Here is a 21,923-nt window from a genome sequence, read left to right as displayed (position 1 = left end):
GTCGGATTCCGGCTCCGGAACCATGTTCCGGAGCCGGACGTCGTACGGTCGTGCGAGGGCGGACGTGTCCCGCGTCCGCCGCGGAACGACGAACGACCCACTGCGAACGACCCACTGCGAACGATTTCAGCGACGAACGACCACAGCGAGCGGCGACGACGGGGGACACGATGCGCGGATGGCTGAAGGCCACGATCGGCCTGGCGGTGCTCTCCGGCCTGCTGCTGGGGGCCGACCGGATCGCGGTGGGCGTGGCCGAGGACGAGGCCGCCGACCGGATCGTGAAGAGCGGCCGGATGAGCCAGCGCCCGGACGTCTCGATCGAGGGCTTCCCGTTCCTCACCCAGGTGGTGTCGATGAAGCTGGACGACGTCCGGATCTCCTCCGACGGCCTGACCGTCGGGGACGGCAGTCACCAGGTGGCGCTGCACTCGTTCAAGGCGCAGCTCTCCGGCGTCAAGGTCAGCGACAGCATGAGCAGTGCCACGGTGGACAGCGGCACCGGCAGCGGGGTGATCTCGTACCCGGACCTCGCGCAGTTGCTGCCGCCGGCCTCCCAGCTGCTGCACGGGGCCAAGCTGCCGGTGGGCGGCAACTCGCGGCTGACGCTGTCCTACGCCGGTCCGGGCAAGGTCAAGGCCTCGCTGGGGCCGATCGCGATCGGCGAGGGCACCGTGCACAACAAGGGGAACACCGTCACGGTGGACGGCTTCCGGCTGAGCTCGCTGGCGGGGTTGGTGGCCGGTGCCACCAACCAGCAGCTGGAGCCGATGAGCTTCACCCTGGACTCGCTGCCGGCCGGGCTGAAGCTGGCCGACAAGGACGGCGGCAGCGGGGTGACGCCGTTGCCGGAGGGCCTCCAGCTGACCTTCGACGGCAAGGGCGTCAAGCTGCTGGGCTGATCCCCGGCCCGGTCCTGGTTTCCATCCCGGTCCCCGTCCCGGTCTCGGTCCCCCGAAACGTTCCGCTCCGCGAGACGCGCTGTCCAGCGCGGACCGTGGAGCGGTGCCGTTTCCGCCCCGCGCATGCGTTCGGACGGCTTCGATTCGGGCTCCCGCGGGCCGATGCGGGGCGAAATCCCATCATGCGGTCGTTTCGATCCCACCATTCGATACGCTGATGACAGCGGGCCTCCGGTGTCCCTAGCATCGTCGGCATGAAGCGACAGACGGACCTCACGAAGCGGCGGGCGGTAGACCTGTGCCGCGTGTCCGCCTGTCTGTGTCGAATGCGCTGATTCGGCGCTCCGGCTGGGCAGTTGAAGCCCGCCGCCGATCTTTCCGGTGACCGCGTCCGGCCCTGTGAGCGGGCGGTCGCCGAGGTACTCCGCAGTTCACTGCCCGGCCGCGCCGGTCCGCCCCCTCATCCCGGTATTCGGACAGGATTTCGGACCGCACCCACTCGGGCACCCTGCAGCACCCTCCTGAGCAGCACCTTCCGTACAACCGCCCTCGGATGGAGAACCCACCATGAGCCGCAGCGACGTCCTGGTCGACGCCGACTGGGTCCAGGCCCGCCTGGACGAGCCGAAGGTCGTGATCGTCGAGGTCGACGAGGACACCTCCGCGTACGACAAGAACCACATCCGCAACGCCGTCCGGATCGACTGGAAGCAGGACCTCCAGGACCCGGTCCGCCGCGACTTCATCGACCAGGCCGGCTTCGAGGCGCTGCTCAGCGCCAAGGGCATCGCCAACGACGACACCGTCGTCCTGTACGGCGGCAACAACAACTGGTTCGCCTCGTACGCCTACTGGTACTTCAAGCTGTACGGCCACGGCGACGTCCGCCTGCTGGACGGCGGCCGCAAGAAGTGGGAGCTGGACTCCCGCGACCTGGTCGCCGAGGTGCCGGCCCGCCCCGCCACCGAGTACACGGCGCAGGCCGTCGACTCCTCGATCCGCGCCTTCCGCGACGACGTGCTCGCCGCCATCGGCACCCTGAACCTGGTCGACGTCCGCTCGCCCGACGAGTTCTCCGGCAAGCTGCTGGCCCCGGCCCACCTCCCGCAGGAGCAGTCGCAGCGCCCCGGCCACGTGCCGAGCGCCCGCAACATCCCGTGGGCCAAGAACGCCAACGACGACGGCACCTTCAAGAGCGACGACGAGCTCAAGGCGCTGTACGAGGCCGAGGGCATCGACCTGGCCAAGGACACCATCGCCTACTGCCGCATCGGCGAGCGCTCCGCGCTCACCTGGTTCGTGCTGCACGAGCTGCTCGGCCAGGAGAACGTCAAGAACTACGACGGCTCGTGGACCGAGTACGGCAGCCTGGTCGGCGTGCCGATCGAGCTCGGCAACTGAGCCCAGGCCCGACCCGTAAGTCAGAAGGCCAGTAAGTCAGAAGGTAGGCAGACATGTGCGGTGCGAAGGCCGGCGGCCCGGACCTGGCAGGAGTTGACGTGGCGAACGAGACGATCATCCAGGGTTCGGTGACCCGCGACGGTGAGCCGGTCAACGGCTACGTCCGGCTGCTGGACGAGGGCGGTGAGTTCACGGCCGAGGTGCCCACCTCGGCGACCGGCCAGTTCCGGTTCTTCGCCCGCCCGGGCAAGTGGACCCTGCGCGCGCTGGTGCCGGGCCAGACCGTGGACCGCCAGGTGGTGGCCTCCCAGGGCACCGCCGTCGAGGTCGCGATCGCGGTCTGACCGGAGCCGCGACGTTCCCGGATCACCCCGAGGGCCCCTGCCGTGCAGGGGCCCTCGGTCGTACCGTGGAGGGGTGCAGGCAAGGCGGCGGCGTCGCTACTACTTCGCCATGATGGGCGTGTGCCTGGGGCTGTTCGTCATGGCCTGGGGCGTGGTGCGGTTCTTCTCGGTCGGCGCGGCGATCGGCATGTGCGTGGTCGCGATGGTCATCCCGCCCGCCGCCGCGGTGTTCGCCAACAAGCGGGACCCGGACGACGACTGGTGGGACGACCCGCGCTGGGACGACCCGAAGTGGGACGAGCCCGGCCACGACCGGGACCGCCCCGACCACGAGGAGCACCCGTAGGGCCCGGGGGAGGCGTCAGTACACGAGCGCCTGGACGCCGTCCGCCATGATCTCGCTGACGAAGACCTGGGCGCCCGCGATGCGGACACCCTCGACGGTGTCCTTCTGCTCGATGCCGCGCCGGGCCGCGCACTGGGTGCACAGCGTCACCGAGCCGGCCGCCAGGATCGACTCCAGCAGGTCCGGCAGCGGTGCCGCGTGCGGCAGTTCGAACTCCGCCGCCCGGTCCGGCAGCGCGAACCAGGAGGACTCCCCGGTCAGCCAGAGCGAGACGTCGATCCCGCTGGCGACGGCCACCGCCGCCACCGTGAACGCCTGCGAGCACCGCTCCGGCGCGTCCGCCCCTGCGGTGACCTTGATGACCAGTTTCTTCGACATGGCGCCACCATAGAGGTCGGGCCGCCCCCGCCGTCCGGCATCCCCGGAACCCTTGGGCAAAGCTTGGGCAGCCGCGGGAAGGCGGCGCGAACCGCGACGTGGTGGGGCTCACCGCGACCGGCCGGAACCCGGCGGATAGAGTGAGCCGAGCACAATCCACCACACTGTCGCCGCCTGGGAGCCACCCGTGTCCGGTCTGGAAATCTTCTTCGACGGTCTGCTGGCCCTCATGGCCGTGCTGATCACCTGGTTCGCCATCTTCTCGGTGATGAAGCTGTACCAGGGCCAGCGCTGAGCCTGCCGTACGGTTGAGGCAGGCCCACACCGACGAGAACAGCGACCAGGAACATGATCGAGATCCCTTCCGACCTCCACAAGGACGTCGTCCCGCTCGCCTTCCTCCTCGGCACCTGGGAGGGCGCGGGCGTCTACGCCCCTCTGCCGGGTGACGGGGGCCCGGGCGCGGAGAAGTGCAACTTCGGCCAGGAGATCGTGATCCGCCACGACGGCCGCCCCTTCCTGGAGTTCCGCTCCCGCACCTGGGTGCTGAACGAGGAGGGCGAGAAGGTCCGTCCGCTGGAGAACGAGCACGCGTTCTGGCGCATCACCAGCAACCACGACGGCACCAGCGGCGCCCGGGGGATCGAGATCTCCTCCGTGCGCGACGACGGCACGGTCGAGATCTGGTACGGCGAGCTGGCCGACGGCAAGCCGCAGGTCGACGTCTCCACCGACGCGGTCGCCCGGATCGAGGGCTCCCCGGAGTACTCGGGCGGCAAGCGGCTGTACGGCTTCGTCAACGGCGAGCTGCTCTGGGTCGGCGAGAAGGCCGCCCCGAACGTGCCGCTGCGCCCGTACATGTCCGCGCAGCTGAAGAAGGTGCTCAGCCCGGCCCAGCTGATCAAGGACATCAACGACCTGCCGGACGACGGCATCGCGTTCTTCAAGTAGGCCGATGGCGCAGGCCGGTCGCACGACCGGCACTTCCGTGCACGAGGTAGGGACCGGCCCGCGGCCGGTCCCTACACTTGCCCCAGGACCCCCGACCATTGGCAGGGACGAGTACCGTGGCGGACACCGGCACCACCGACTGGCAGCTCTCCGGCGACTGGAAGGCCGACCTGCGCGAACGCGGGTACCGGCTCACCCCGCAGCGCCAGCTCGTGCTGGAGGCCGTCGACGAACTCGACCACGCCACCCCCGACGACATCCTCTGCCACGTCCGCCGGACCGCCAGCGGCGTCAACATCTCCACCGTCTACCGGACCCTGGAGCTGCTGGAGGAGCTGGGGCTGGTGTCGCACGCCCACCTCGGCCACGGCGCCCCGACCTACCACCTGGCCGGCCGCCACCACCACCTGCACCTGGTCTGCCGGGACTGCGAGCAGGTCACCGAGACCAGTACCGAGATCGCCCAGCCGCTGATCGACAGCCTGCGCGAGCGGCACGGCTTCGACACCGACCTCAAGCACTTCGCCATCTTCGGCCGCTGCGCCGACTGCACCGCCAAGGTCGCCGGGGAGCAGCCGTAAGCTGGCCGGTATGACCGGTGTGAAGAGCCCGCTGCTTTCCCTGCCCGGAGCCGTCCCCGCCGAGGGGGCCGACGAGGGTGTCGCCGCCCACTACGGCGACATCTTCCGCGAGCAACGCAACCTGTCGCAGGGCGCCGGCTTCGTCGACCTCTCGCACCGCGGCGTGGTCACCGTGACCGGCCCGGACCGGCTCTCCTGGCTGCACCTGCTGCTCACCCAGCACGTCAGCGAGCTGCCGCCGCAGCAGGCCGCCGAGGCGCTGGTGCTCTCCCCGAACGGGCACGTCGAGCACGCGCTCTACCTCGTGGACGACGGCACCACCACCTGGGCGCACGTCGAGCCGGGCACCCAGGAGGCGCTGGTCGCCTACCTGGACGGCATGCGGTTCTTCTACCGGGTGGAGGTCGCCGACGCGACCGCCGAGTACGCCGTGGTCCACCTGCCGGCGGGCTCCACCGCCTCCGTGGAGGGCGCCGCCGCCGTCCGCGAACTCCCGTACGGGCGTGACCTGTTCGTGCCGCGCGGCGAGCTGGGGCGGCTCACCGCCGGGTACGGCCCGGCGGCCGGGGTCTGGGCGTACGAGGCGCTGCGGATCGAGGGCCACCGGCCGCGGCTGGGCTTCGAGACCGACCACCGGACCATCCCGCACGAGGTGGACTGGCTGCGCACCGCCGTCCACCTGCAGAAGGGCTGCTACCGCGGCCAGGAGACCGTCGCCCGGGTGCACAACCTGGGCCGGCCGCCGCGCCGGCTGGTCTTCCTGCACCTGGACGGCACCGAGGAGTCGCTGCCCCCGCACGGCACCGAGGTGCGGCTGGCCACCGACCCGGACGGGCGGGCGCTGGGCTTCGTGACCTCCTCGGCCCGGCACCACGAGCTGGGGCCGATCGCGCTGGCGATCGTCAAGCGGAACGTCCCGGTGGACGCCGTGCTGCTGGCCGGGACGGTGCCCGGCACCCAGGACGTGATCGTCCCGCAGTAGGGGCCGCTCAGACCTCGACGAGGACGGTGAACGGGCCGTCGTTCACCAGCGCCACCTGCATGTCGGCGCCGAACCGGCCCGTCTCCACCTTGGCGCCCAGCGCCCGCAGCTGCGCCACCACCTCGTCCACCAGCGGTTCGGCGACCGGGCCGGGGGCGGCGGCGTTCCAGGTGGGGCGGCGGCCCTTGCGGGCGTCGCCGTAGAGCGTGAACTGGCTGATCACCAGCAGCGGGGCGCCGAGGTCCGAGCAGCTCTGCTCGACGCCCTCGTCGTTCGCGGGCAGCAGCCGCAGCGTCCAGAGCTTGCGGGCCAGCTGGGCGGCCTTCGCGGGGGTGTCGTCGTGGGTGACGCCGACCAGGACGCAGAGCCCCGGTCCCTCGATCGCGCCGACGGTCTCACCGGCCACGGTCACCCGGGCCTCGGTCACTCGCTGCACCACTGCTCGCATGCCGCCATTGTGCCGGAGCGCCGTACGGCCCCCGGAGGGCCCCCGGTGGCCCCCGGTGGCCGTGGGGGCCTCCCCGCGCATCGGCCCGTGCGTCCGTTGCCGCCGCGTCGGACGCCGTGCGCCCACCGCCCCACCGCCCCCGCGCCCCCGTCGTGCCTCCGGGCCCGTGCCGCACCCTTCCCGTGCGCCCCGGCTGCCTCCCCAGGGCGCACACCAGGGGCGCGTGAAGCGGCTCTGCGTGCCCCTGGGTGCGCGCCTGCGCCGAATCGGGCGCTGCTCTTCCTGCGGAAAGGACCGGTCATATCAGCCACCCCTGTTCGCCAGGGGGCCGTTCGGGTGCACGGGCGGTGCGCGTGCGCCGGGCGGGGTGGCACGCTGGTGGACCGTACGAAGGGTCCGGGGCGCCAGGAGGTCCGCCGCGCCGGGCCGGGTTCGGCCTGGCGGTCGAGCCGGTAGGTCAGGCGTCTGGCGGTGCCGCCCCGGTGGGCGGTCGCGGCCGGGGACCGGAGCCTCCGGGGGTTCCCGGGCGTGCCGGTGGACGGGACGTGCGGCCCGTCGGGGGACGGGCCGGACCGGCGGCAGGGACGGGGTGCCGCGAGCGGGCGGGATCGGACGACGTCAGGTGGTTGGGTGATGGACGCGAGCAGCGCGGCGCGGGACCGGTCCGGGCCGGTGGTGCGGCCCCCCGGGGGCCCGCACGGCCCGGCGGCGGGCGCGGGGGACGAACCCGACCTGGAGCGGCTGGGCCTGGAGCAGCTGCGGGTGCTGCGCCGGGAGACCCTGGAGCAGGAGGCCGACCTGTCGTACCTGCGGCGGTTGCTGCACGGGCGGATGGACATCCTGCGCGCCGAACTCGACCGGCGGCCCGGCGCGGGCCCGGTCCCTACCGCCGGCCCGTCCGGCCCCGAGCCGGCCCCCGGCGACCTGCTGGACCGGCTGCCGGCCATCCTGACCGACGCGCCCTCCACCGTGCGGCGCTCGGCCCGGCACGTCACCCTCGGCCCGCCGCGCACCCGGGAGTCCGGGCTGGAGGCGGACGCCCTGATGGGCGACGTCCAGCTCGCCGACCTGGCCGCGCACCCGGCCGAGGAACTGCTGGCCGCGCTGGAGCGGCTGCGGGCGCACGAGCGGGAGGTGTCCGGACGGCGCCAGCGGCTGCTGCGCACGGCCGACGGTTGCAATGCCGAGATCACCCGCAGGTACCGTGATGGGGAAGCACGGGTCGACGACCTGCTTGCAGGGGGGCCGCTCTGACCGGGTGAGTCGCCGCGGGCGGTGGGCCCGGCTCCCGCCCGGCCCACCCTCGCCCCGGAAGGCTCACCCGCCATGTCCCTGCCCGCCACCACGCCCGTTCTCGCCGAGGTCGTGCGCTCCGGTTTCGTCGAGGGCTGCCACCGCGGCTCCCTGGTGCTGCTCGCGGCCGACGGCTCGGTCGAGTTCGCGCTCGGCGACCCGGACGCCCCGGTCTTCCCGCGGTCGACCGCCAAGCCGTTCCAGGCGGTGGCCACGCTGCGGGCCGGGCTGGCGATCGAGGGCGAGCTGCTGGCGCTGGCGGCCTCCAGCCACTCCGCAGAATCGTTTCACCTCGATGGTGTGCGGAGCATCCTCGGCTCCGCCGGGCTCGACGAGTCGGCCCTGCGCACCCCGGCCGACCTGCCGCTGGACGAGACCGAGGCGGAGCTGCTGCTCGCCGCCGGCGGCGAGCGCGCCCCGATCCTGATGGACTGCTCCGGCAAGCACGCCGGCTGGCTGGCCGCCTGCACGGCCAACGGCTGGGACACCGCGAGCTACCTCGACCCGGCCCACCCGATCCAGCGGCTGGCCCGCGAGGCCCTGGAGGAGGCCACCGGCGAGACCGCCGCGCACGCCGGGGTGGACGGCTGCGGCGCGCCGCTGCTGGCCGTGTCGCTGACCGGGCTGGCCCGCGGCTACCGCGGCCTCGTGCTGGCCGCCGAGGGCACCGAGCCGCGTCGCGTCGCCGACGCGATGCGCGCCCACCCCGAGTACGTGGCCGGCACCCGCCGGGCCGACACCCGGCTGATGCGGGCGGTGCCGGGAGCGCTGTCCAAGATGGGCGCCGAGGCCGTCCAGGTGGTCGCGCTGCCGGACGGGCGGGCGCTGGCCTTCAAGATCGAGGACGGCGGCGAGCGGGCCCGCGGCCCGGTGCTGGCGGCGGCGCTGCGCCGGCTCGGGGTGACGGGGGCGGACGCGACCGTCGAGTGGATCGGCGCCGCCCCGCTGCTCGGCGGCGGCGTGCCGGTCGGCGAGGTGCGGGCGGCGTTCTAAGGCGTTTCGGGCGGTCGGCGGCCGACCCGTCCGGGTGCGGGCGGACCCGGGCCGGTGCACGGTGGACCGGGGGCCGTCGCACAGCTGAGGAGTCCGCCATGACCGACCATGTGTACCGGGTGACCGAGATCGTCGGGTCCTCGACCGAGAGCGTCGACGCCGCGATCCGCAACGGGGTGGAGCGCGCCTCCCGGACGCTGCGCAACCTCGACTGGTTCGAGGTCTCGCAGGTCCGGGGACACCTGGAGGAGGGCCGGATCAAGCACTACCAGGTGTGCATCAAGGTCGGCTTCCGGCTGGAGGACTGACCGGGCCCGGAAGCCCGACCGAGCCCGACCGGGCCCGGCCCGGCAGGACCGGCCCGGTTCAGCCGCGTTCCGGCAGCACCAGCGGCACCCCGGTGCGCGGGTGCGCCAGCACCTCCACGGGGTGCCCGTACACCTCGCTGAGCAGCGGGGCCCGCAGCACCTCGGCGACCGGCCCGTCCGCGACCGTCGCCCCGTCCGTCAGCAGGACCACCCGGTCCGCGTAGGCCGCCGCCAGGGACAGGTCGTGCAGCACCACGACCACCCCGTCCCCGGCCGCGGCCCGGGCCCGGGCGACCCGCAGCACCAGCTCCTGGTGGCGCAGGTCGAGGGCGGCGGTCGGTTCGTCCAGCAGCAGCAGCGGGGTGCGCTGGGCCAGTACCCGGGCCAGCGCCACCCGGGCCCGCTCGCCGCCGGACAGGGCGGTGAACGGGCGCCCGGCGAAGGCGGTGGACTCGGTGGCGGCCATCGCCTCGGCCACGGCCGCCGCGTCCTCGGCGGCCGCCGACGTGCCCGCCCACGGCGCGCGGCCCATCCGGACCACCTCGTCGGCCGGGAACGGGAAGGACAGTGCGGCGGACTGCGGCAACAGCGCCCGGTGCAGGGCGAGTTCGGCGGCGTCGTAGTCGCTCGGCGGACGGCCGCGCAGGGTGACCCCGCCGCTGTCCGGCCGGAGGTCGCCGGCCAGTACGGACAGCAGGGTGGACTTGCCCGCGCCGTTCGGCCCGAGCAGGGCGACCACCTCGCCGGCCGCCACCCGGGCGGCGGCGCCGGCCAGCAGCGGGCGTCCGCCGACCTCCAGCCGGACGGCCTCGGCGGCGAGCAACTCGGTGCCGGGTACGGGCCGTTCGGGGATCTCCCGGTGGCGGCGTAGCTTCACGCCCAGCCTCCCTGCCTGGTCCTGGTCCGGCGCAGCAGCCAGAAGAAGAACGGGCTGCCGATCAGTGCGGTGAGCACCCCGAGCGGCAGTTCGGCCGGCTCGGCGAGGGTGCGGGCGGCGAGGTCGGCGACGACCAGCACCAGCGCGCCGCCGAGCGCGGAGGCGGGCAGCAGGAAGCGGTGGCCGGGGCCGGCGAGCATCCGCAGCAGGTGCGGGACGACCAGGCCGACGAAGCCGATGATCCCGCTGACCGCGACGGCCGCGGCGGTGAGCAGCGCGACGACGGTGATCAGCACCAGCCGCATCCGCTCGACGTCCACCCCGAGGTGGTGGGCCGGGCGCTCGCCGAGGGCCAGCAGGTCCAGCTTGCGGGCGTACAGCGGGGCGACGGCGAGGCCGGCCAGCGCGAACGGCAGGACGGCCAGCACCTTGCCCCAGGTGGCCTGGGCGAGCGAGCCGAGCTGCCAGAAGGTGACCTGGCTGATCGCGGCGGAGTCGGCGGTGAACAGCAGGATGCCGATCAGGGCGCCGCAGAAGGCGTTCACGGCGACGCCGGTGAGGATCAGCGTGACCACCTCGGTGCGCCCGCCGGAGCGGGCCATGGCGTACACCGCGAAGACCGTCAGCAGGCCGCTCGCGAAGGCGAAGGCGGTGACCGTCCAGCTGCCCAGGGCGTCCAGGCCGAGCACGATGCAGGCCACCGCGCCGACCGCGCCGCCCGAGGAGACGCCGATCACGGCGGGCTCGGCGAGCGGGTTGCCGAACACGCCCTGCATCAGCGCGCCGGCGCAGCCCAGCGAACCGCCGACCAGCAGGGCGAGCACCACTCGCGGCAGCCGGACGTTCCAGAGCACCGACTCCGGTACCCGGTCCAGGGCGTGGCCGCCGAGGCCGAGGCGGTGGGCGGTGGAGGCGAGGATGTCGCCGAGCGGGATGCGGTAGGCGCCGACCCCGGCCGCGAGCAGGGCGCAGAGGACCAGGGCGGCGGTGAGCCCGGCGGTGAGCAGGGTGGTGCGGCGGACGGTCGGGAGGGCCTTCCGGCTCGCGGCGAGGGTCACTTGGCGTCCGCCGGGTAGAGCTGGGCGGCGATGTCCCGCAGCACCTGCGGGGTGCGCGGGCCGTAGCTGAGCAGTCGGCCGTCCTCGATCGAGACGATCCGGCGGTCGAGCCCGGCCGGGGTCTGGGCGACGCCGGGCAGTTTGAGCAGGCCGTCCACGCCGCCGACCGAGTCCAGCCCCTTGCTCATCACCAGGATCGCGTCGGGCGCGGCCTTGACCAGGGCCTCGCTGGTGAGCGGGGTGAAGTCGCCGGTGAGGCCGGCGGCGGTGCCGGCGTCCTCGCCGCCGACCGCCTCGATCAGCGAGCCGGCGCCGGAGGCGGGGCCGCCGAGCAGGTAGACGGAGGCGCTGCCGCGCAGGTAGAGGAAGGCGACCCTGGGGTGGCGGCCGGCGGCCGGGACGGCGGCCGCGGCCTCGTCGATCCGCTGTGCGGTGCGTTCCTTCAACTGCTGTCCGGCGTCGGGGGCTCCGAGGGCGGCGGCGACGGTGTCGATGCGCGGGCCGACGTCGGCCAGCCGCTTGGCGTCGTCCAGGACGATCAGCGGGACGCCGGCCGCCCGGATCTGTGCGATCGCCTCGGCCGGGCCGGTGGAGCGGTCGGCGAGGACGACGGTGGGGTGCAGCGAGAGCACGCCCTCGGCGGAGACGTCGTGGGCCTGGGTGATCACCGGGAGCGCGGCGGCCTGCTGGAAGGTGGTGGAGACGTCCCGGGCGACCACCTTGGGGCCGAGGCCGAGGCTGAACACCAGCTCGGCGAGGCTGCCGTTGAGCGGGATGATCCGTTCGGCGCTGGTGACGGTGACCTGGCGGCCGTCGGCGGAGGCGGTGGTGGCCGGAAGGTGCGGGACGGGTTCGGTGGCGGGCGGCTCGACCGTGTCGGGTGCCCGGGAGGCGGTTGCCGTGACCGTTCCCCCGGCGGTGCCGCAGGCGGTGAGGGCGAGCAGCAGGCCGAGGGCGAGCAGCAGGAGGACGGGCCCGCGGGCCGCCCTGGATCGGATCGTACTGCTGCTCAACCTGGTTCCCTTCACGGGGAGTTGGTGCCGTGCTGCCCGGGGTGGGGGAGCGGGGCGGCGGGGGCTCTTGACTCATATATTAGGTTAGCCTTACCTCAGTTCCGCAAGGGGGTGGCCGTTGCCTGCCCCCCTGCGCCATCCCCCCGTGCCCCCCGAGGAGTGATCCGCCGTGCCCCTGTCCAGCCGGCTCCGCCGTCTGGCCGCCACCCTGGTGGCCGCCCTCGCCGCCCTGCTGGCGGTGGGCCTGTCACCGGGACCGGCGTCGGCCGCCGAGGGCAGGGTCTCCGGCGGGCGACTGGACTGGGGGATCAAGCAGTCCTTCCTGACCTACGTCACCGGGCCCATCGCCCAGGGGAGTTGGTCGCTGACCGGCGGCGCGGCCACGGTCGGCGGCAGCACCTTCCGGTTCCACTCCGCGAACGGCACCTACGACCCGGCGGCGGGTGCGCTGACCGCCGCCTTCTCCGGCGGCGTCCGGTTCACGGGGCACCGGGAGAACGGCGCCGACGCGCTCGACCTGAGCGTCGGCCGGCTCACCTTCAGGGCCGTCCAGGGCGGCGCGGCCGGGCTGTACGCGGACGTCAGCAGCAAGTCCAGGGAGACCGGCCAGGTGAGCAGCGCGAGCCAGGCCAGGCTGGCCGACCTCTCGCTGGCCGGCGTCGACCTGCGCGGCGCGGCCGGCACCCTGACGCTGAGCGGCGTCCCGGCGACCCTCACCGACGCCGGGGCGAAGGCCTTCGGCGGCTTCTACCAGGCCGGTACGGCCCTCGACCCGCTCACGCTGTCGGTCAACCTGCCCGCCGCCCAGGAGAAGCCCGCGGCGCCCGCGCCGGCCGCCACCCCGGCGCCCACCGCCGCTCCCGCGACCACGCCGACGCCGGTTCCGACCACCGGGCCGACGTCCGGGCCGACCGCCCAGGCCCCGGCCCGCACCGGGTTCGCCGACGGCGCCCTCGACTGGGGGGTCCGCCGCACCTTCCGGGACTACGTCACCGGCGCGGTCGCCCAAGGCCGTTGGGAGCTCGGCGGCGGGGCGGCGGACGGTGGCGCGTTCTTCCGCTGGACCCCGGCCAAGGGCGGGTACGACCCGGCCACCGGCGAGCTGACCGCGGCCTTCACCGGCACCGTCCGCTTCACCGGAATGCGCGCCGGCGACGGCTACGGCCTGGACCTCACCCTCGCCAACCCCGGCGTCACCGTCTCCGGCGGCCGGGGCCGACTGCTCGCCGACGTCTCCGGCCGGACCCCGGACGGCGGCACCCGGCAGCTCCCCGGTGTCGAGCTGGCGACCTTCGACCCGGCCGGCCTCAAGGCCGAGGGCGGCCTGCTGCGGGCCGTCGAACTGCCGCTGGAACTCACCGAGGACGGCGCCGAGGCCTTCGGCGGGCTGTACCCGGCGGGCACCGGGATGGACCCGCTGAGCTTCGCCGTCGCCCTCGACCCGGCCGCCGCGCTTCCCCCGCTGCCCGACCTCGGCAGCGCTCCGGTCACCCCGCCGGGCGCCGCCGCGAGCCCCGCCGTCCCCCCGGCCGCCGCGCCCGTCGCCGCCTCCTCCTCGGACGGTGTCCCGGTGGCCGCCGTGGCCGGTGGCGCGGTGCTGGTGGCGGCCCTCGCCACCACCGGCGGCCTGCTCGTCCGCCGCCGTCGGGCGGCCGCCGCGGCCGGGGCCCCGGCTGCCGGGCCCGACGCCGACGAAGCGGCCTGACCCCTCCCGGGAGCGTCCCCCCGCTCCCTCCCCCCATCCGAACGGAGTACCCAGCATGTCCCGCAACCGCACCCGGCCGGCCGCCCTCGCGGCCGTCACCGCCGGTCTCGGCCTGACCGCCCTCGGTGCCCCCGCACTGGCCTTCGGCGCGGGCGGACCGAGCAGCGTCACGTACGACACCGGCGCGCTGGACTGGGGCGTGAAGGCGAGCTTCCGCTCCTACATCGAGGGCCCGGCCTCCCAGGGCGGCGCGATCGAGCTGACCGGCGGTGCGACCCGCAACGCCGACGGCACCTTCCACTTCGGCCTGGCGAACGCGGCGTACGACCTCACCACGCACGCGCTCAGCTCCTCCTTCACCGGCGGCGTGCACTTCACCGCCCACCACGGCGCCCTGGACGTCGCGCTCAGCGATCTGCGGATCACCACCTCCGGCACCACCGGCACGCTGACCGCCGACACCGCCTCCAAGGAGTCGATGGGCGCCACCGAGGTCACCCGCCGGGACGACGTGCCGCTGGTGACGTTCACCGTCGCGCGGGACACCACCAACGGGGTGCCCGCCGCGGCCAAGCTGACCGAGCAGGGGGCCCGGGCCTTCGCCGGCTTCTACCCGGCGGGGGCGGACATGGACCCGCTGTCGCTGCTGCTGAAGCAGGGCCCGGCCACGCCCTCGCCGACCGCGACGGCCACCACCGCGCCGTCCGCCACCTCCTCGCCGAGCGCGAGCACGAGCGCGAGTCCGAGCGCGAATCCGACCGGAAGCCCGAGCGCGACCGGAAGCCCCACCGCCACACCCACCGCCGTGCCGACCTCGACCCCGTCCGGCACGCCCTCGGCCACCTCCTCGCCCTCGGCCGGCCAGTCGCCGAGCGCCACCCCGTCCGCGGGCGGCAGCCCCGGCACGGTCCCGTCCGGCCTGCCGGTGCTGAAGGGGGCGCTGGAGTGGAAGGTCAAGGAGAGCTTCCGCGCCTACCTGGCGTCGCCGATGGCCGCCGGGAAGGTCGAGTTCGGCGGCGGCGCGGCCGACTACCGCTTCGGCGGCGCCACCGGCGCGTACAACACCGCCGACCACTCGCTGACCGCCGCCTTCGACGGCTCGGTCCGCTTCCTCGGGCACCCCGGCAAGGACGGCTGGGCGCTGGACACCACGCTGTCCAAGCTGGGCCTGACGATCGGCCGGGACGGAGCGTTCCTGACCGCCGACGTCAACGGCAGGTCCCCGGACGGCGCGTCGACCTCGCTGCGCGGTGCCAGGATCGCCAGGCTGGACGTTCCGGCCTCCGCCCTGAAGCCGGTCGGCGGCGTGGTCACGCTGGCGAACGTCCCGGCCACCCTCACGGCCGAGGGCGTGCCGGCGTTCTCCAACTACCCGGCCGGTACGGCCCTGGACCCGGTCAGCGCCACGCTCGCCTTCGACAAGGACGCCGAGCTGCCGACCGCCCCGCCCGCCGGTTCCACCGGCGGCGGCTCGGCGGCCGGCGGCGGCCGGGGCGCCGGCAGCGGTACGTCCGGTGGCGCCTCGCTGACCACGAGCGGCCTGACCGGTACGGGCGGCGGCTCGCTGGCCGCCACCGGTGCGGACACCCCGGTGGTCCCGTTGCTGGCCACCGCGGCCGGGCTGCTGCTGGTCGGCGGCAGCGCCACCGTGCTGGTGCGCAACCGCCGCGGTGCCGCCCGGGCCTGACGGCGGGCGGAGACGGTGACGGCCCCGGCGAGCAACCGCTCGCCGGGGCCGTCCCTCGAAAACCAGGGGGAAACGTTTATGCACTCAGCGGGTAACGCGCATCCAGGTCGCGGAAGACCGCCCCGTTGAGCACGAAGGCCCGCTTGCACTCCTCGACCACCCGGCGCCGCTCGACCTCGTCCATCGCCTCCCCGGCCGCGTCCAGCTTGGCCCGGTACTCGCGCTTGAAGGCCGCCGGGTTGTCGACCTCCTCGAAGACGTAGAACCGCACGCCGTCGCCCTTGCGCTCGAAGCCCCAGGTCTTCTCGGCCACGCCCCGGATGATCTGGCCGCCCGACAGGTCGCCCAGGTAGCGGGTGTAGTGGTGCGCGAGGTACCCGGCCGGCCACGCGGCGGCCAGCTCCTCCACCCGGGCGACATAGGCGGCGGTGGCCGGCAGCGGTGCCAGGCCGTCCCGCCAGTCGGGCCCGCGCAGGTGCGCCAGGTCGCGCTCGACGGCGGCGGTGCGCAGCAGGGCCCGGTCGATGAAGGGGCCCGCCAGCGGGTGCCGCGCGAGCTGCTCCGCCCGCTCCTCCAGGGCCCGGTAGACGAACCAGAGCTGGCCGGTGAGGTCGGCGTACGCCTCGATCCCGAGTCGGCCTCCCAGCAGCCGGCTCATGAACGTGGACTGCTCGGCGGCCTCGTGCTCCTCGCTGCTGGCGGTGCGGAGCACGGTGGAGAACGGGGCGGGCGCGGGCGTGGGCATGCGGCCTCCAGGGTTCGGGGTCGGCCGTTCGGGTCGGCCGTTCGGAGTCGGACCGAATGTTTTGGTTAGCCTAACCTAACTTCACATCATGCCGACAGGGTGTCGGCAAACCGTCCCGTCCCCGGGAACGACAGAGGCCGGGGCCCGCGGAAGAAATCCGCGAACCCCGGCCCCGGGCTGTCCCGACCTGCCTCGAACCGCTCTCGATCGAATGAGATCGGAACGACGGCTCAGTGGCCGCCCTGCTCCGCCAGACGCTTGATCGAAGCGGTGACCTCGGCCTCGGCCTCGGCGCGGCCGACCCAGTCGGCGCCCTCGACGGACTTGCCGGGCTCCAGGTCCTTGTAGACCTCGAAGAAGTGCTGGATCTCCAGGCGGTCGAACTCCGACACGTGGTGGATGTCGCGCAGGTGCTCCCAGCGCGGGTCCGTCGCCGGGACGCAGAGCAGCTTGTCGTCGCCGCCGGCCTCGTCGGTCATGTGGAACATGCCGATGGCGCGGCACTTGATCAGGCAGCCCGGGAAGGTCGGCTCGTCCAGGATGACCAGGGCGTCCAGCGGGTCGCCGTCCTCGCCGAGCGTGCCCTCGACGTAGCCGTAGTCGGCCGGGTAGCGGGTCGAGGTGAAGAGCATCCGGTCGAGCCGCAGACGGCCGGTCTCGTGGTCGACCTCGTACTTGTTACGAGAGCCCTTCGGGATTTCGATAAGGACGTCGAACTCCAACGGTTCCTCCAAGGTAGGGACTGACAGAATCCAAGTGTCTCCTACGGGAGCGAGTGCTCGGGAAAGGGGCCGGTCGGTGGGAGCAGGGGGAGGGGCGGCGCGCCGTCGCGGGGGGACGGCCGCGGGGCTGTTCGGAGCGGCGCTGCTGGTCGTCGGTACGGTCCTGACCTCGGGTGGTGCGTACGCGCAGCCGTCCCCGCCGCCGGGCGGGCACAGTGCCGGGCGGGGAGAGGACGAGGACCACGACGGGCAGGGCGGCCGCGACCGGGGGAAGGGCGATCACGGGAAGGGCGGTGCCGGACCCCGGTCGAACGACGGTCCGGGTACCGAGCCCACCCGTCGGGCCGCGCCGCCCGTCGCCTCCGCGCCCGCCGCCCCCACCACCGGCGGCAGCGACGCGCCCGGCGCACGCCCGGCGCCCGCGCCGAGCGCCGTCCTGGCCGCCGTGGACGGCGACACGGGCGCCGCCGTCCCCACCGCGCAGGGCCTCCAGCAGGCGCTCGCCGCCGCCCTCGCCGACAAGAGCCTCGGCGAGGTCACCTTCGCCGTCGCGGACGCCGGCACCGGCCAACTCCTGTACGGCTCCGGGGAGAACACCCCGGCCACCCCCGCCTCCACCACCAAGCTGGCCACCGCGATCGCGGCCCTGTCCCTCATCCCGGGGGACACCCGGCTGCACACCCGGGTGGTCCGGGGCGCGGACCCGGGCACGATCACCCTGGTCGGCGGCGGCGATCCGACGCTCACCGCGCTGCCCGCCGACCAGGTGCAGATCGGCGGGCAGCCGGCCGACGCCGACACCGCCCCCGCCTCGCTGGACCTCCTCGCCCGGCAGACCGCCGACACCCTCAAGAGCCTCGGCACCACGACGGTCCGGCTGGACTACGACCTGTCGCTGTACGCGGGCAGCCCGCAGCACCGGAACCACGACGGGCAGAACATCGCCCTGGTGGTCCCGTTGATGGTGGACGAGGGCAGGGTGGACCCGAAGAGCCGGGAGGACGCGCCGGACCGGGTCGCCGACCCGGCGGCCGCGGCCGCCGAGACCTTCGCCGCCCTGCTCAGGGCCCGCGGCATCACCGTGACGGGCAAGGCCGCCCCCGCCGCGGCGCCCGCCCCCGCCCCGACCGCCTCCGGTCAGGCCCCGCTCGGCGAGGTCTTCTCGCCGACGGTCGCCCGGCTGGTGGAGCGCCTGCTGACCACCTCGGACAACCAGCTCGCCGAGGCGATGGCCCGTCAGGTCGCCGTCGCCGCCCACCAGCCGGCGAGCTTCGAGGGCGCCGCGGCGGCCGTCACCCAGGAGCTCACCCGGCTCGGGGTGCCGATGGGCGGCGTGGTGCTCAACGACGGCAGCGGCCTGCACCCGGGCAACGCGATCCCGCCCGCCGTCCTGACCCGGCTCCTCGCGCTGGCCGCCTCCGAGCAGCACCCCACCCTGCGCCCGGTGCTCACCGGCCTCCCGGTCGCCGGCTTCACCGGCACCCTCAACAAGCGCTACGGCTCCGGGTCCGGCGCCGCCGACGCGGCCGGTCTGATCCGCGCCAAGACCGGCACCCTCAACGGCGTCAACACCCTCGCGGGCACCGTCGTCGACGCCGACGGCCGCCTCCTCGCCTTCGCCGTCATGACCCGCACCACCGCCCCCGCCGACACCGCCCGTGCCGCCATGGACCGGGTCGCCGGCCGCCTCGGCGGCTGCGGCTGCCACTGACCCGGCCCCGCCCGCCCCGTCGCGCCGGCCGTGCCGATCGGCCGTCGGGGGAGAGGTCTTGGCGGCGGGTGGCTGCCGCCGGTGGTGGGGAGCACGTACGGTGAGGGCATGACGAGCGCGAGTGGCGGTGCTGACATGGTCGACTGGAACCTCGCGGTCGCAACCGCGACCAGGTTGGTGCGGCCGGGGCCGGAAGTGAGCCGGGAGGAAGCGGCGGCGGTGGTCGCCGAGCTCCGCCGGCACGCCCTGGAGGCGGAGGAGCACGTGCGGGCGTTCACCGGCATGCGTTCGTCCAGCCTGTCCCGGGCCGCGGCGACGCCGGTGCTGGTGGTGGACCGACCCGGCTGGATCCGGGCCAACGTGGCGGGTTTCCGCACGGTCGTCCAGCCGCTGGTGGAGAAGCTCCAGGCGCGTCGGGCGAACAGCGCGACGGCCGGGGTGTTCGGCGCGGTGGGCGAGAAGGCCACCGGGATCGAGGTCGGGGCGCTGTTGGCGTTCCTGTCCACCAAGGTGCTGGGCCAGTACGAGACCTTCGCCCCGGCGGAGCCCCCGCTGGAGGCGCCGGACAGCCCGGCGGCGCTGTTCGACAAGCCGCGGCTGGGGCCGGACGGCCCCGGGCCGGGCCGGCTGCTGCTGGTGGCGCCGAACATCGTGCACGTCGAGCGGGAGCTGGACGTCGACCCGTCCGACTTCCGGCTCTGGGTCTGTCTGCACGAGGAGACGCACCGGACGCAGTTCACCGCGGTGCCGTGGCTGCGCGACCACATCCAGTCCGAGGTGCAGTCCTTCCTCTCCGAGACGGACGTCGACCCGGGTGCCCTGCTGGAGCGGCTGCGGGACGCGGCCGGTTCGTTCGGCGGCCTGCCGGGCGGCGGCAACCGGGAGAGCGCCTCCTCCGGGAACCTGCTGGAGATCGTCCAGTCGCCCGCGCAGCGCGAGATCCTCGGCCGGCTGACGGCCGTGATGTCGCTGCTGGAGGGCCACGCGGACGTGGTGATGGACGGCGTCGGCCCGGCCGTGGTGCCGACGGTCGCCGAGATCCGGGAGAAGTTCCAGCAGCGCCGGGACCGCGGCGCCAACCGGCTCGACCTGCTGCTGCGCCGGCTGCTCGGCATGGACGCGAAGCTGCGCCAGTACCAGGACGGCGCGGTGTTCGTGCGCGGCGTGGTGGAGCAGGTCGGCATGGAGGGGTTCAACCGGGTGTGGACCTCCCCGAACACCCTGCCGACCAAGGACGAGATCCACGATCCGGCCGCCTGGGTGGCCCGGGTGGCCCGCTGAGCGGGTGCTCCTGACGCGGGCGCGCCGTGAGCCGGGCGGCAAGCGGCGCGCGTCGGTCAAACCCGCTCGTACGAGTGGTCCAATCGGCCAGACGACGGGTGAAGAAGCGTTTCTTCATTCACCCGTACGTGGGACGGTGGTCGTACCGGTGGCGCGGGTGGCGTAGCGGGTCGCTCCTTTCTGCCACCATCTGTGAGCGCCCGGTAACAGGGCGCTCATGCGGTGCGCGGTCCCCGCCGCGTCCGCCGCGAGTCCTGTCCCCTCCGACGAGGAGTCTTCCGCCGTGGGCCCTCACCCCGCTGTCGCCGCGATACGCCTGGCCGTTCGCCGTACGCTCACCGACCTCGCCGCCGAGGCCGGTACCACCTTCACCGCGCCCGTGCGCGAGCCCCGCGAGCGCCCGGCCGGGGCGCCGCTGGTGGGCGCCGCGGTCGGCACCACCCTGATCGGCAACGCCGCGCGCCACCCCTCCGGGCTGCCCCGCACCCCGGCCGCGCCCGGTTCACCGCTGATCCTGGTCGCGGTCAGCGGCGGCGCGGACTCGATGGCGCTGGCCATCGCCGCCGCCTTCGAGGCCCCCAAGATCGGCCTGCGGGTCGGCGCCGTCACCGTCGACCACGGGCTCCAGGCCGGCTCCGCCGAGCGCGCCGCCCAGGTGGCCGACCGGCTGCGCACGCTCGGCCTCGACCCGGTGGAGGCCGTCCCGGTGCGGGTCGGCCGCGCCGGGGGCCCAGAGGCCGCCGCCCGGGACGCCCGCTACGCCGCCCTGGACGCGGCCGCCGACCGCCACGGAGCGATCGCGGTGCTGCTCGGCCACACCCGGGACGACCAGGCCGAGACCGTGCTGCTGGGCCTGGCCCGCGGCTCCGGCTCCCGTTCGCTGGCCGGGATGCCCGCCCACAAGGGCCGCTACCGCCGCCCGCTGCTGGAGCTGGACCGGGCCGCCACCCGGCAGGCCTGCGCCGCCCAGTCGATCCCGGTCTGGGACGACCCGCACAACTGTGATCCCGCCTACACCCGCTCGAGGGTCCGCCACGAGGTGCTGCCGGTCCTGGAGAAGCACCTGGGCGGTGGCGTGGTCGAGGCGCTGGCCCGGACCGCCCGGCTGTTCCGCGACGACGCCGACGCCCTCGACCAGTGGGCCTCTTTGGCCGAACGCGACCTCCGTACGGGCGACGGCGCCCTGGACGCCGTGAAACTGGCCGAACTGCCGCCCGCCGTGCGCCGCCGGGTGCTGCGCCGGGCCGCGCTGCGGGCGGGCTGTCCGGCCGGGGACCTGTTCGCCCGGCACCTGGAGACGATCGACCTGCTGGTCACCGGATGGCGCGGACAGGGCCCGCTGCACCTACCCGGGGGAGTCGAGGCCACCCGCAGGTGTGGCACGCTGGTCTTTCGGCGGCAGGGCGACTGACGGGCGAGGCATGCCCCGGGGGAGCCGACCGCCGGCCACACAGACCCCGAACGTTTGAGGACGTATCCCCGGTGGACCAGAACGACATGGGCGCTGACCTCGCGAAGGTGCTCATCAGCAAGGACGAGATCGACGCCAAGCTCCTTGAGCTGGCCGAGCGCATCGACCGGGACTACGCAGGGAAGGACCTGCTGATCGTCGGCGTCCTCAAGGGGGCCGTGATGGTCATGGCCGACCTGGCCCGGACCCTGCACTCGCAGGTCACCATGGACTGGATGGCGGTCTCCTCGTACGGCATGGGCACCAAGTCCTCCGGCGTGGTGCGGATCCTGAAGGACCTGGACACCGACATCGCCGGCCGTGACGTCCTGATCGTCGAGGACATCATCGACTCCGGTCTGACGCTGTCCTGGCTGCTGGGCAACCTGGGTTCGCGTGGTCCGGCCTCGCTGGAGGTCTGCACCCTGCTCCGCAAGCCGGACGCGGCCAAGGTCGAGATCGACGTGAAGTACGTCGGTTTCGACATTCCCAACGAGTTCGTGGTCGGCTACGGCCTGGACTACGCGGAGAAGCTGCGCAACCTCCCCTTCATCGGCACCCTCGCGCCGCACGTCTACGGCGGCTGAGGTCCCCGTTCGGGCGACGGGCGGGAACAGTGGGCCGTTCCCGCCCGTTGCACCCGGGAGACAGAGAACCAAAGCCGTGTCGCCGTGCTCCCGCCATGGGTGGGTCGGACTGCGGTACGGTCCAATAAACCGCTCTTCACATGAGCATCAATTCGGACGC

At 74.2% G+C, this 21,923-nt stretch carries 24 protein-coding genes; 17 read left to right on the top strand and 7 right to left on the bottom strand.

Translation table 11 applies throughout. The annotated features are described in order from the left end of the window. Positions 1 to 170 precede the first annotated feature (170 nt). The 5 genes from ACGFSC_RS41285 to ACGFSC_RS41265 all read left to right on the top strand — a co-directional run bounded on the left by ACGFSC_RS41285 (position 171) and on the right by ACGFSC_RS41265 (position 2,993). Entirely contained in the window at positions 171 to 902 is a 732-nt protein-coding gene (locus ACGFSC_RS41285; RefSeq protein ID WP_359909419.1) for a DUF2993 domain-containing protein, read from the top strand. 254 nt (positions 903 to 1,156) lie between these two features. Then, positions 1,157 to 1,237: an Ms5788A family Cys-rich leader peptide gene (locus ACGFSC_RS41280; RefSeq protein ID WP_353652343.1), complete on the top strand. Its 81-nt coding sequence runs from the start codon at positions 1,157 to 1,159 to the stop codon at positions 1,235 to 1,237. Between the two features lie 232 nt (positions 1,238 to 1,469). Beyond that, positions 1,470 to 2,303, top strand: a complete 834-nt coding sequence (locus ACGFSC_RS41275) for a sulfurtransferase (RefSeq protein WP_359909416.1) — start codon at positions 1,470 to 1,472, stop codon at positions 2,301 to 2,303. 53 nt (positions 2,304 to 2,356) lie between these two features. Next, entirely contained in the window at positions 2,357 to 2,647 is a 291-nt protein-coding gene (locus tag ACGFSC_RS41270) for a DUF1416 domain-containing protein (protein WP_030059605.1), read from the top strand. Between the two features lie 73 nt (positions 2,648 to 2,720). Further along, entirely contained in the window at positions 2,721 to 2,993 is a 273-nt protein-coding gene (locus tag ACGFSC_RS41265) for a DUF3099 domain-containing protein (protein ID WP_359909413.1), read from the top strand. A 15-nt stretch (positions 2,994 to 3,008) separates the two neighbouring features. Here the strand turns inward: ACGFSC_RS41265 and ACGFSC_RS41260 are convergent, their stop codons facing one another. Further along, on the bottom strand, positions 3,009 to 3,371 hold the full coding sequence (locus tag ACGFSC_RS41260) for a DsrE family protein (RefSeq protein WP_359909410.1): 363 nt from the start codon (positions 3,369 to 3,371) through the stop codon (positions 3,009 to 3,011). A 348-nt stretch (positions 3,372 to 3,719) separates the two neighbouring features. On the opposite strand from ACGFSC_RS41260, the gene ACGFSC_RS41255 reads away from it, so the two are divergent. The 3 genes from ACGFSC_RS41255 to ACGFSC_RS41245 all read left to right on the top strand — a co-directional run bounded on the left by ACGFSC_RS41255 (position 3,720) and on the right by ACGFSC_RS41245 (position 5,885). Then, a complete protein-coding gene (locus tag ACGFSC_RS41255; protein WP_359909407.1) occupies positions 3,720 to 4,322 on the top strand; it encodes an FABP family protein in 603 nt (200 codons plus the stop codon). Between the two features lie 116 nt (positions 4,323 to 4,438). Then, entirely contained in the window at positions 4,439 to 4,903 is a 465-nt protein-coding gene (locus ACGFSC_RS41250) for a Fur family transcriptional regulator (RefSeq protein ID WP_359909404.1), read from the top strand. Positions 4,904 to 4,922: 19 nt separating this feature from the next. Further along, complete coding sequence (locus ACGFSC_RS41245) at positions 4,923 to 5,885, top strand: folate-binding protein (protein ID WP_359909431.1); 963 nt, start codon at positions 4,923 to 4,925, stop codon at positions 5,883 to 5,885. 7 nt (positions 5,886 to 5,892) lie between these two features. On the opposite strand, the gene dtd is transcribed toward ACGFSC_RS41245, so the two are convergent. After that, complete coding sequence (gene dtd, locus ACGFSC_RS41240) at positions 5,893 to 6,333, bottom strand: D-aminoacyl-tRNA deacylase (RefSeq protein ID WP_224283110.1); 441 nt, start codon at positions 6,331 to 6,333, stop codon at positions 5,893 to 5,895. A 633-nt stretch (positions 6,334 to 6,966) separates the two neighbouring features. On the opposite strand from dtd, the gene ACGFSC_RS41235 reads away from it, so the two are divergent. The 3 genes from ACGFSC_RS41235 (at position 6,967) to ACGFSC_RS41225 (ending at position 8,927) form a co-directional block, all read left to right on the top strand. Next, positions 6,967 to 7,587 (top strand): ABC transporter substrate-binding protein, encoded by a 621-nt coding sequence (locus ACGFSC_RS41235; protein WP_359909401.1) that lies wholly within the window; start codon positions 6,967 to 6,969, stop codon positions 7,585 to 7,587. Positions 7,588 to 7,659: 72 nt separating this feature from the next. Then, the gene (locus ACGFSC_RS41230) at positions 7,660 to 8,619 is read left to right on the top strand and encodes an asparaginase (RefSeq protein WP_359909398.1); all 960 of its coding nucleotides are present in this window, start codon (positions 7,660 to 7,662) and stop codon (positions 8,617 to 8,619) included. Between the two features lie 98 nt (positions 8,620 to 8,717). Further along, on the top strand, positions 8,718 to 8,927 hold the full coding sequence (locus ACGFSC_RS41225) for a dodecin (RefSeq protein WP_359909395.1): 210 nt from the start codon (positions 8,718 to 8,720) through the stop codon (positions 8,925 to 8,927). 58 nt (positions 8,928 to 8,985) lie between these two features. Here ACGFSC_RS41225 and ACGFSC_RS41220 read toward each other — a convergent pair whose 3' ends face one another. Genes ACGFSC_RS41220 through ACGFSC_RS41210 form a run of 3 tightly spaced genes read right to left on the bottom strand, consistent with a single transcriptional unit; the run spans position 8,986 to position 11,875 of the window. Further along, the gene (locus tag ACGFSC_RS41220; RefSeq protein ID WP_359909428.1) at positions 8,986 to 9,810 is read right to left on the bottom strand and encodes a heme ABC transporter ATP-binding protein; all 825 of its coding nucleotides are present in this window, start codon (positions 9,808 to 9,810) and stop codon (positions 8,986 to 8,988) included. After that, complete coding sequence (locus tag ACGFSC_RS41215; RefSeq protein WP_359909393.1) at positions 9,801 to 10,862, bottom strand: iron ABC transporter permease; 1,062 nt, start codon at positions 10,860 to 10,862, stop codon at positions 9,801 to 9,803. Before ACGFSC_RS41215 ends, ACGFSC_RS41220 begins: the two co-directional genes overlap by 10 nt. Continuing rightward, positions 10,859 to 11,875, bottom strand: a complete 1,017-nt coding sequence (locus tag ACGFSC_RS41210) for an ABC transporter substrate-binding protein (RefSeq protein WP_359909391.1) — start codon at positions 11,873 to 11,875, stop codon at positions 10,859 to 10,861. The genes ACGFSC_RS41215 and ACGFSC_RS41210 overlap by 4 nt, the downstream gene beginning before the upstream one ends. A 169-nt stretch (positions 11,876 to 12,044) precedes the next feature. Between ACGFSC_RS41210 and ACGFSC_RS41205 the strand changes: the two genes are divergently transcribed. After that, on the top strand, positions 12,045 to 13,580 hold the full coding sequence (locus ACGFSC_RS41205) for an HtaA domain-containing protein (protein ID WP_359909388.1): 1,536 nt from the start codon (positions 12,045 to 12,047) through the stop codon (positions 13,578 to 13,580). Between the two features lie 55 nt (positions 13,581 to 13,635). Next, the gene (locus ACGFSC_RS41200; protein ID WP_359909385.1) at positions 13,636 to 15,267 is read left to right on the top strand and encodes an HtaA domain-containing protein; all 1,632 of its coding nucleotides are present in this window, start codon (positions 13,636 to 13,638) and stop codon (positions 15,265 to 15,267) included. A 76-nt stretch (positions 15,268 to 15,343) separates the two neighbouring features. Here the strand turns inward: ACGFSC_RS41200 and ACGFSC_RS41195 are convergent, their stop codons facing one another. Together ACGFSC_RS41195 and ACGFSC_RS41190 are read right to left on the bottom strand one after the other, a co-directional pair. Further along, on the bottom strand, positions 15,344 to 16,012 hold the full coding sequence (locus ACGFSC_RS41195) for a biliverdin-producing heme oxygenase (protein WP_359909383.1): 669 nt from the start codon (positions 16,010 to 16,012) through the stop codon (positions 15,344 to 15,346). Positions 16,013 to 16,242: 230 nt separating this feature from the next. Then, positions 16,243 to 16,734: an inorganic diphosphatase gene (locus ACGFSC_RS41190; protein WP_188300447.1), complete on the bottom strand. Its 492-nt coding sequence runs from the start codon at positions 16,732 to 16,734 to the stop codon at positions 16,243 to 16,245. 76 nt (positions 16,735 to 16,810) lie between these two features. On the opposite strand from ACGFSC_RS41190, the gene dacB reads away from it, so the two are divergent. The 4 genes from dacB to hpt all read left to right on the top strand — a co-directional run bounded on the left by dacB (position 16,811) and on the right by hpt (position 21,763). Next, complete coding sequence (gene dacB / locus ACGFSC_RS41185) at positions 16,811 to 18,445, top strand: D-alanyl-D-alanine carboxypeptidase/D-alanyl-D-alanine-endopeptidase (protein ID WP_359909380.1); 1,635 nt, start codon at positions 16,811 to 16,813, stop codon at positions 18,443 to 18,445. A 108-nt stretch (positions 18,446 to 18,553) separates the two neighbouring features. After that, positions 18,554 to 19,726 carry a zinc-dependent metalloprotease gene (locus ACGFSC_RS41180; protein ID WP_359909377.1) on the top strand — a complete coding sequence of 391 codons (1,173 nt, stop codon included), beginning with the start codon at positions 18,554 to 18,556 and terminating at the stop codon, positions 19,724 to 19,726. 283 nt (positions 19,727 to 20,009) lie between these two features. After that, on the top strand, positions 20,010 to 21,137 hold the full coding sequence (gene tilS, locus ACGFSC_RS41175) for a tRNA lysidine(34) synthetase TilS (protein WP_359909374.1): 1,128 nt from the start codon (positions 20,010 to 20,012) through the stop codon (positions 21,135 to 21,137). Positions 21,138 to 21,208: 71 nt separating this feature from the next. Next, entirely contained in the window at positions 21,209 to 21,763 is a 555-nt protein-coding gene (gene hpt / locus ACGFSC_RS41170) for a hypoxanthine phosphoribosyltransferase (protein WP_280685463.1), read from the top strand. The last annotated feature ends 160 nt before the right edge of the window (positions 21,764 to 21,923 follow it).

Source organism: Kitasatospora sp. NPDC048715 (genome assembly GCF_043198905.1).
In the GTDB taxonomy this organism is placed as follows: domain Bacteria; phylum Actinomycetota; class Actinomycetes; order Streptomycetales; family Streptomycetaceae; genus Kitasatospora; species Kitasatospora lactacystinica.
Note: the sequence above shows the minus strand (reverse complement) of the source record. Positions and strands in the feature narration are given on the sequence as shown.

Excerpts from the sequence above, each read along its gene's own strand:
- ACGFSC_RS41230 (WP_359909398.1), top strand. The coding sequence starts at position 7,660 with ATGTCCCTGCCCGCCACCACGCCCGTTCTCGCCGAGGTCGTGCGCTCC.
- ACGFSC_RS41180 (WP_359909377.1), top strand. The coding sequence starts at position 18,554 with ATGACGAGCGCGAGTGGCGGTGCTGACATGGTCGACTGGAACCTCGCG.
- ACGFSC_RS41275 (WP_359909416.1), top strand. The coding sequence starts at position 1,470 with ATGAGCCGCAGCGACGTCCTGGTCGACGCCGACTGGGTCCAGGCCCGC.
- ACGFSC_RS41235 (WP_359909401.1), top strand. The coding sequence starts at position 6,967 with ATGGACGCGAGCAGCGCGGCGCGGGACCGGTCCGGGCCGGTGGTGCGG.
- ACGFSC_RS41285 (WP_359909419.1), top strand. The coding sequence starts at position 171 with ATGCGCGGATGGCTGAAGGCCACGATCGGCCTGGCGGTGCTCTCCGGC.
- ACGFSC_RS41225 (WP_359909395.1), top strand. The coding sequence starts at position 8,718 with ATGACCGACCATGTGTACCGGGTGACCGAGATCGTCGGGTCCTCGACC.
- ACGFSC_RS41255 (WP_359909407.1), top strand. The coding sequence starts at position 3,720 with ATGATCGAGATCCCTTCCGACCTCCACAAGGACGTCGTCCCGCTCGCC.
- ACGFSC_RS41200 (WP_359909385.1), top strand. The coding sequence starts at position 13,636 with ATGTCCCGCAACCGCACCCGGCCGGCCGCCCTCGCGGCCGTCACCGCC.
- ACGFSC_RS41280 (WP_353652343.1), top strand. The coding sequence starts at position 1,157 with ATGAAGCGACAGACGGACCTCACGAAGCGGCGGGCGGTAGACCTGTGC.
- dtd (WP_224283110.1), bottom strand. The coding sequence starts at position 6,333 with ATGCGAGCAGTGGTGCAGCGAGTGACCGAGGCCCGGGTGACCGTGGCC.
- ACGFSC_RS41270 (WP_030059605.1), top strand. The coding sequence starts at position 2,357 with ATGTGCGGTGCGAAGGCCGGCGGCCCGGACCTGGCAGGAGTTGACGTG.
- ACGFSC_RS41260 (WP_359909410.1), bottom strand. The coding sequence starts at position 3,371 with ATGTCGAAGAAACTGGTCATCAAGGTCACCGCAGGGGCGGACGCGCCG.
- ACGFSC_RS41195 (WP_359909383.1), bottom strand. The coding sequence starts at position 16,012 with ATGCCCACGCCCGCGCCCGCCCCGTTCTCCACCGTGCTCCGCACCGCC.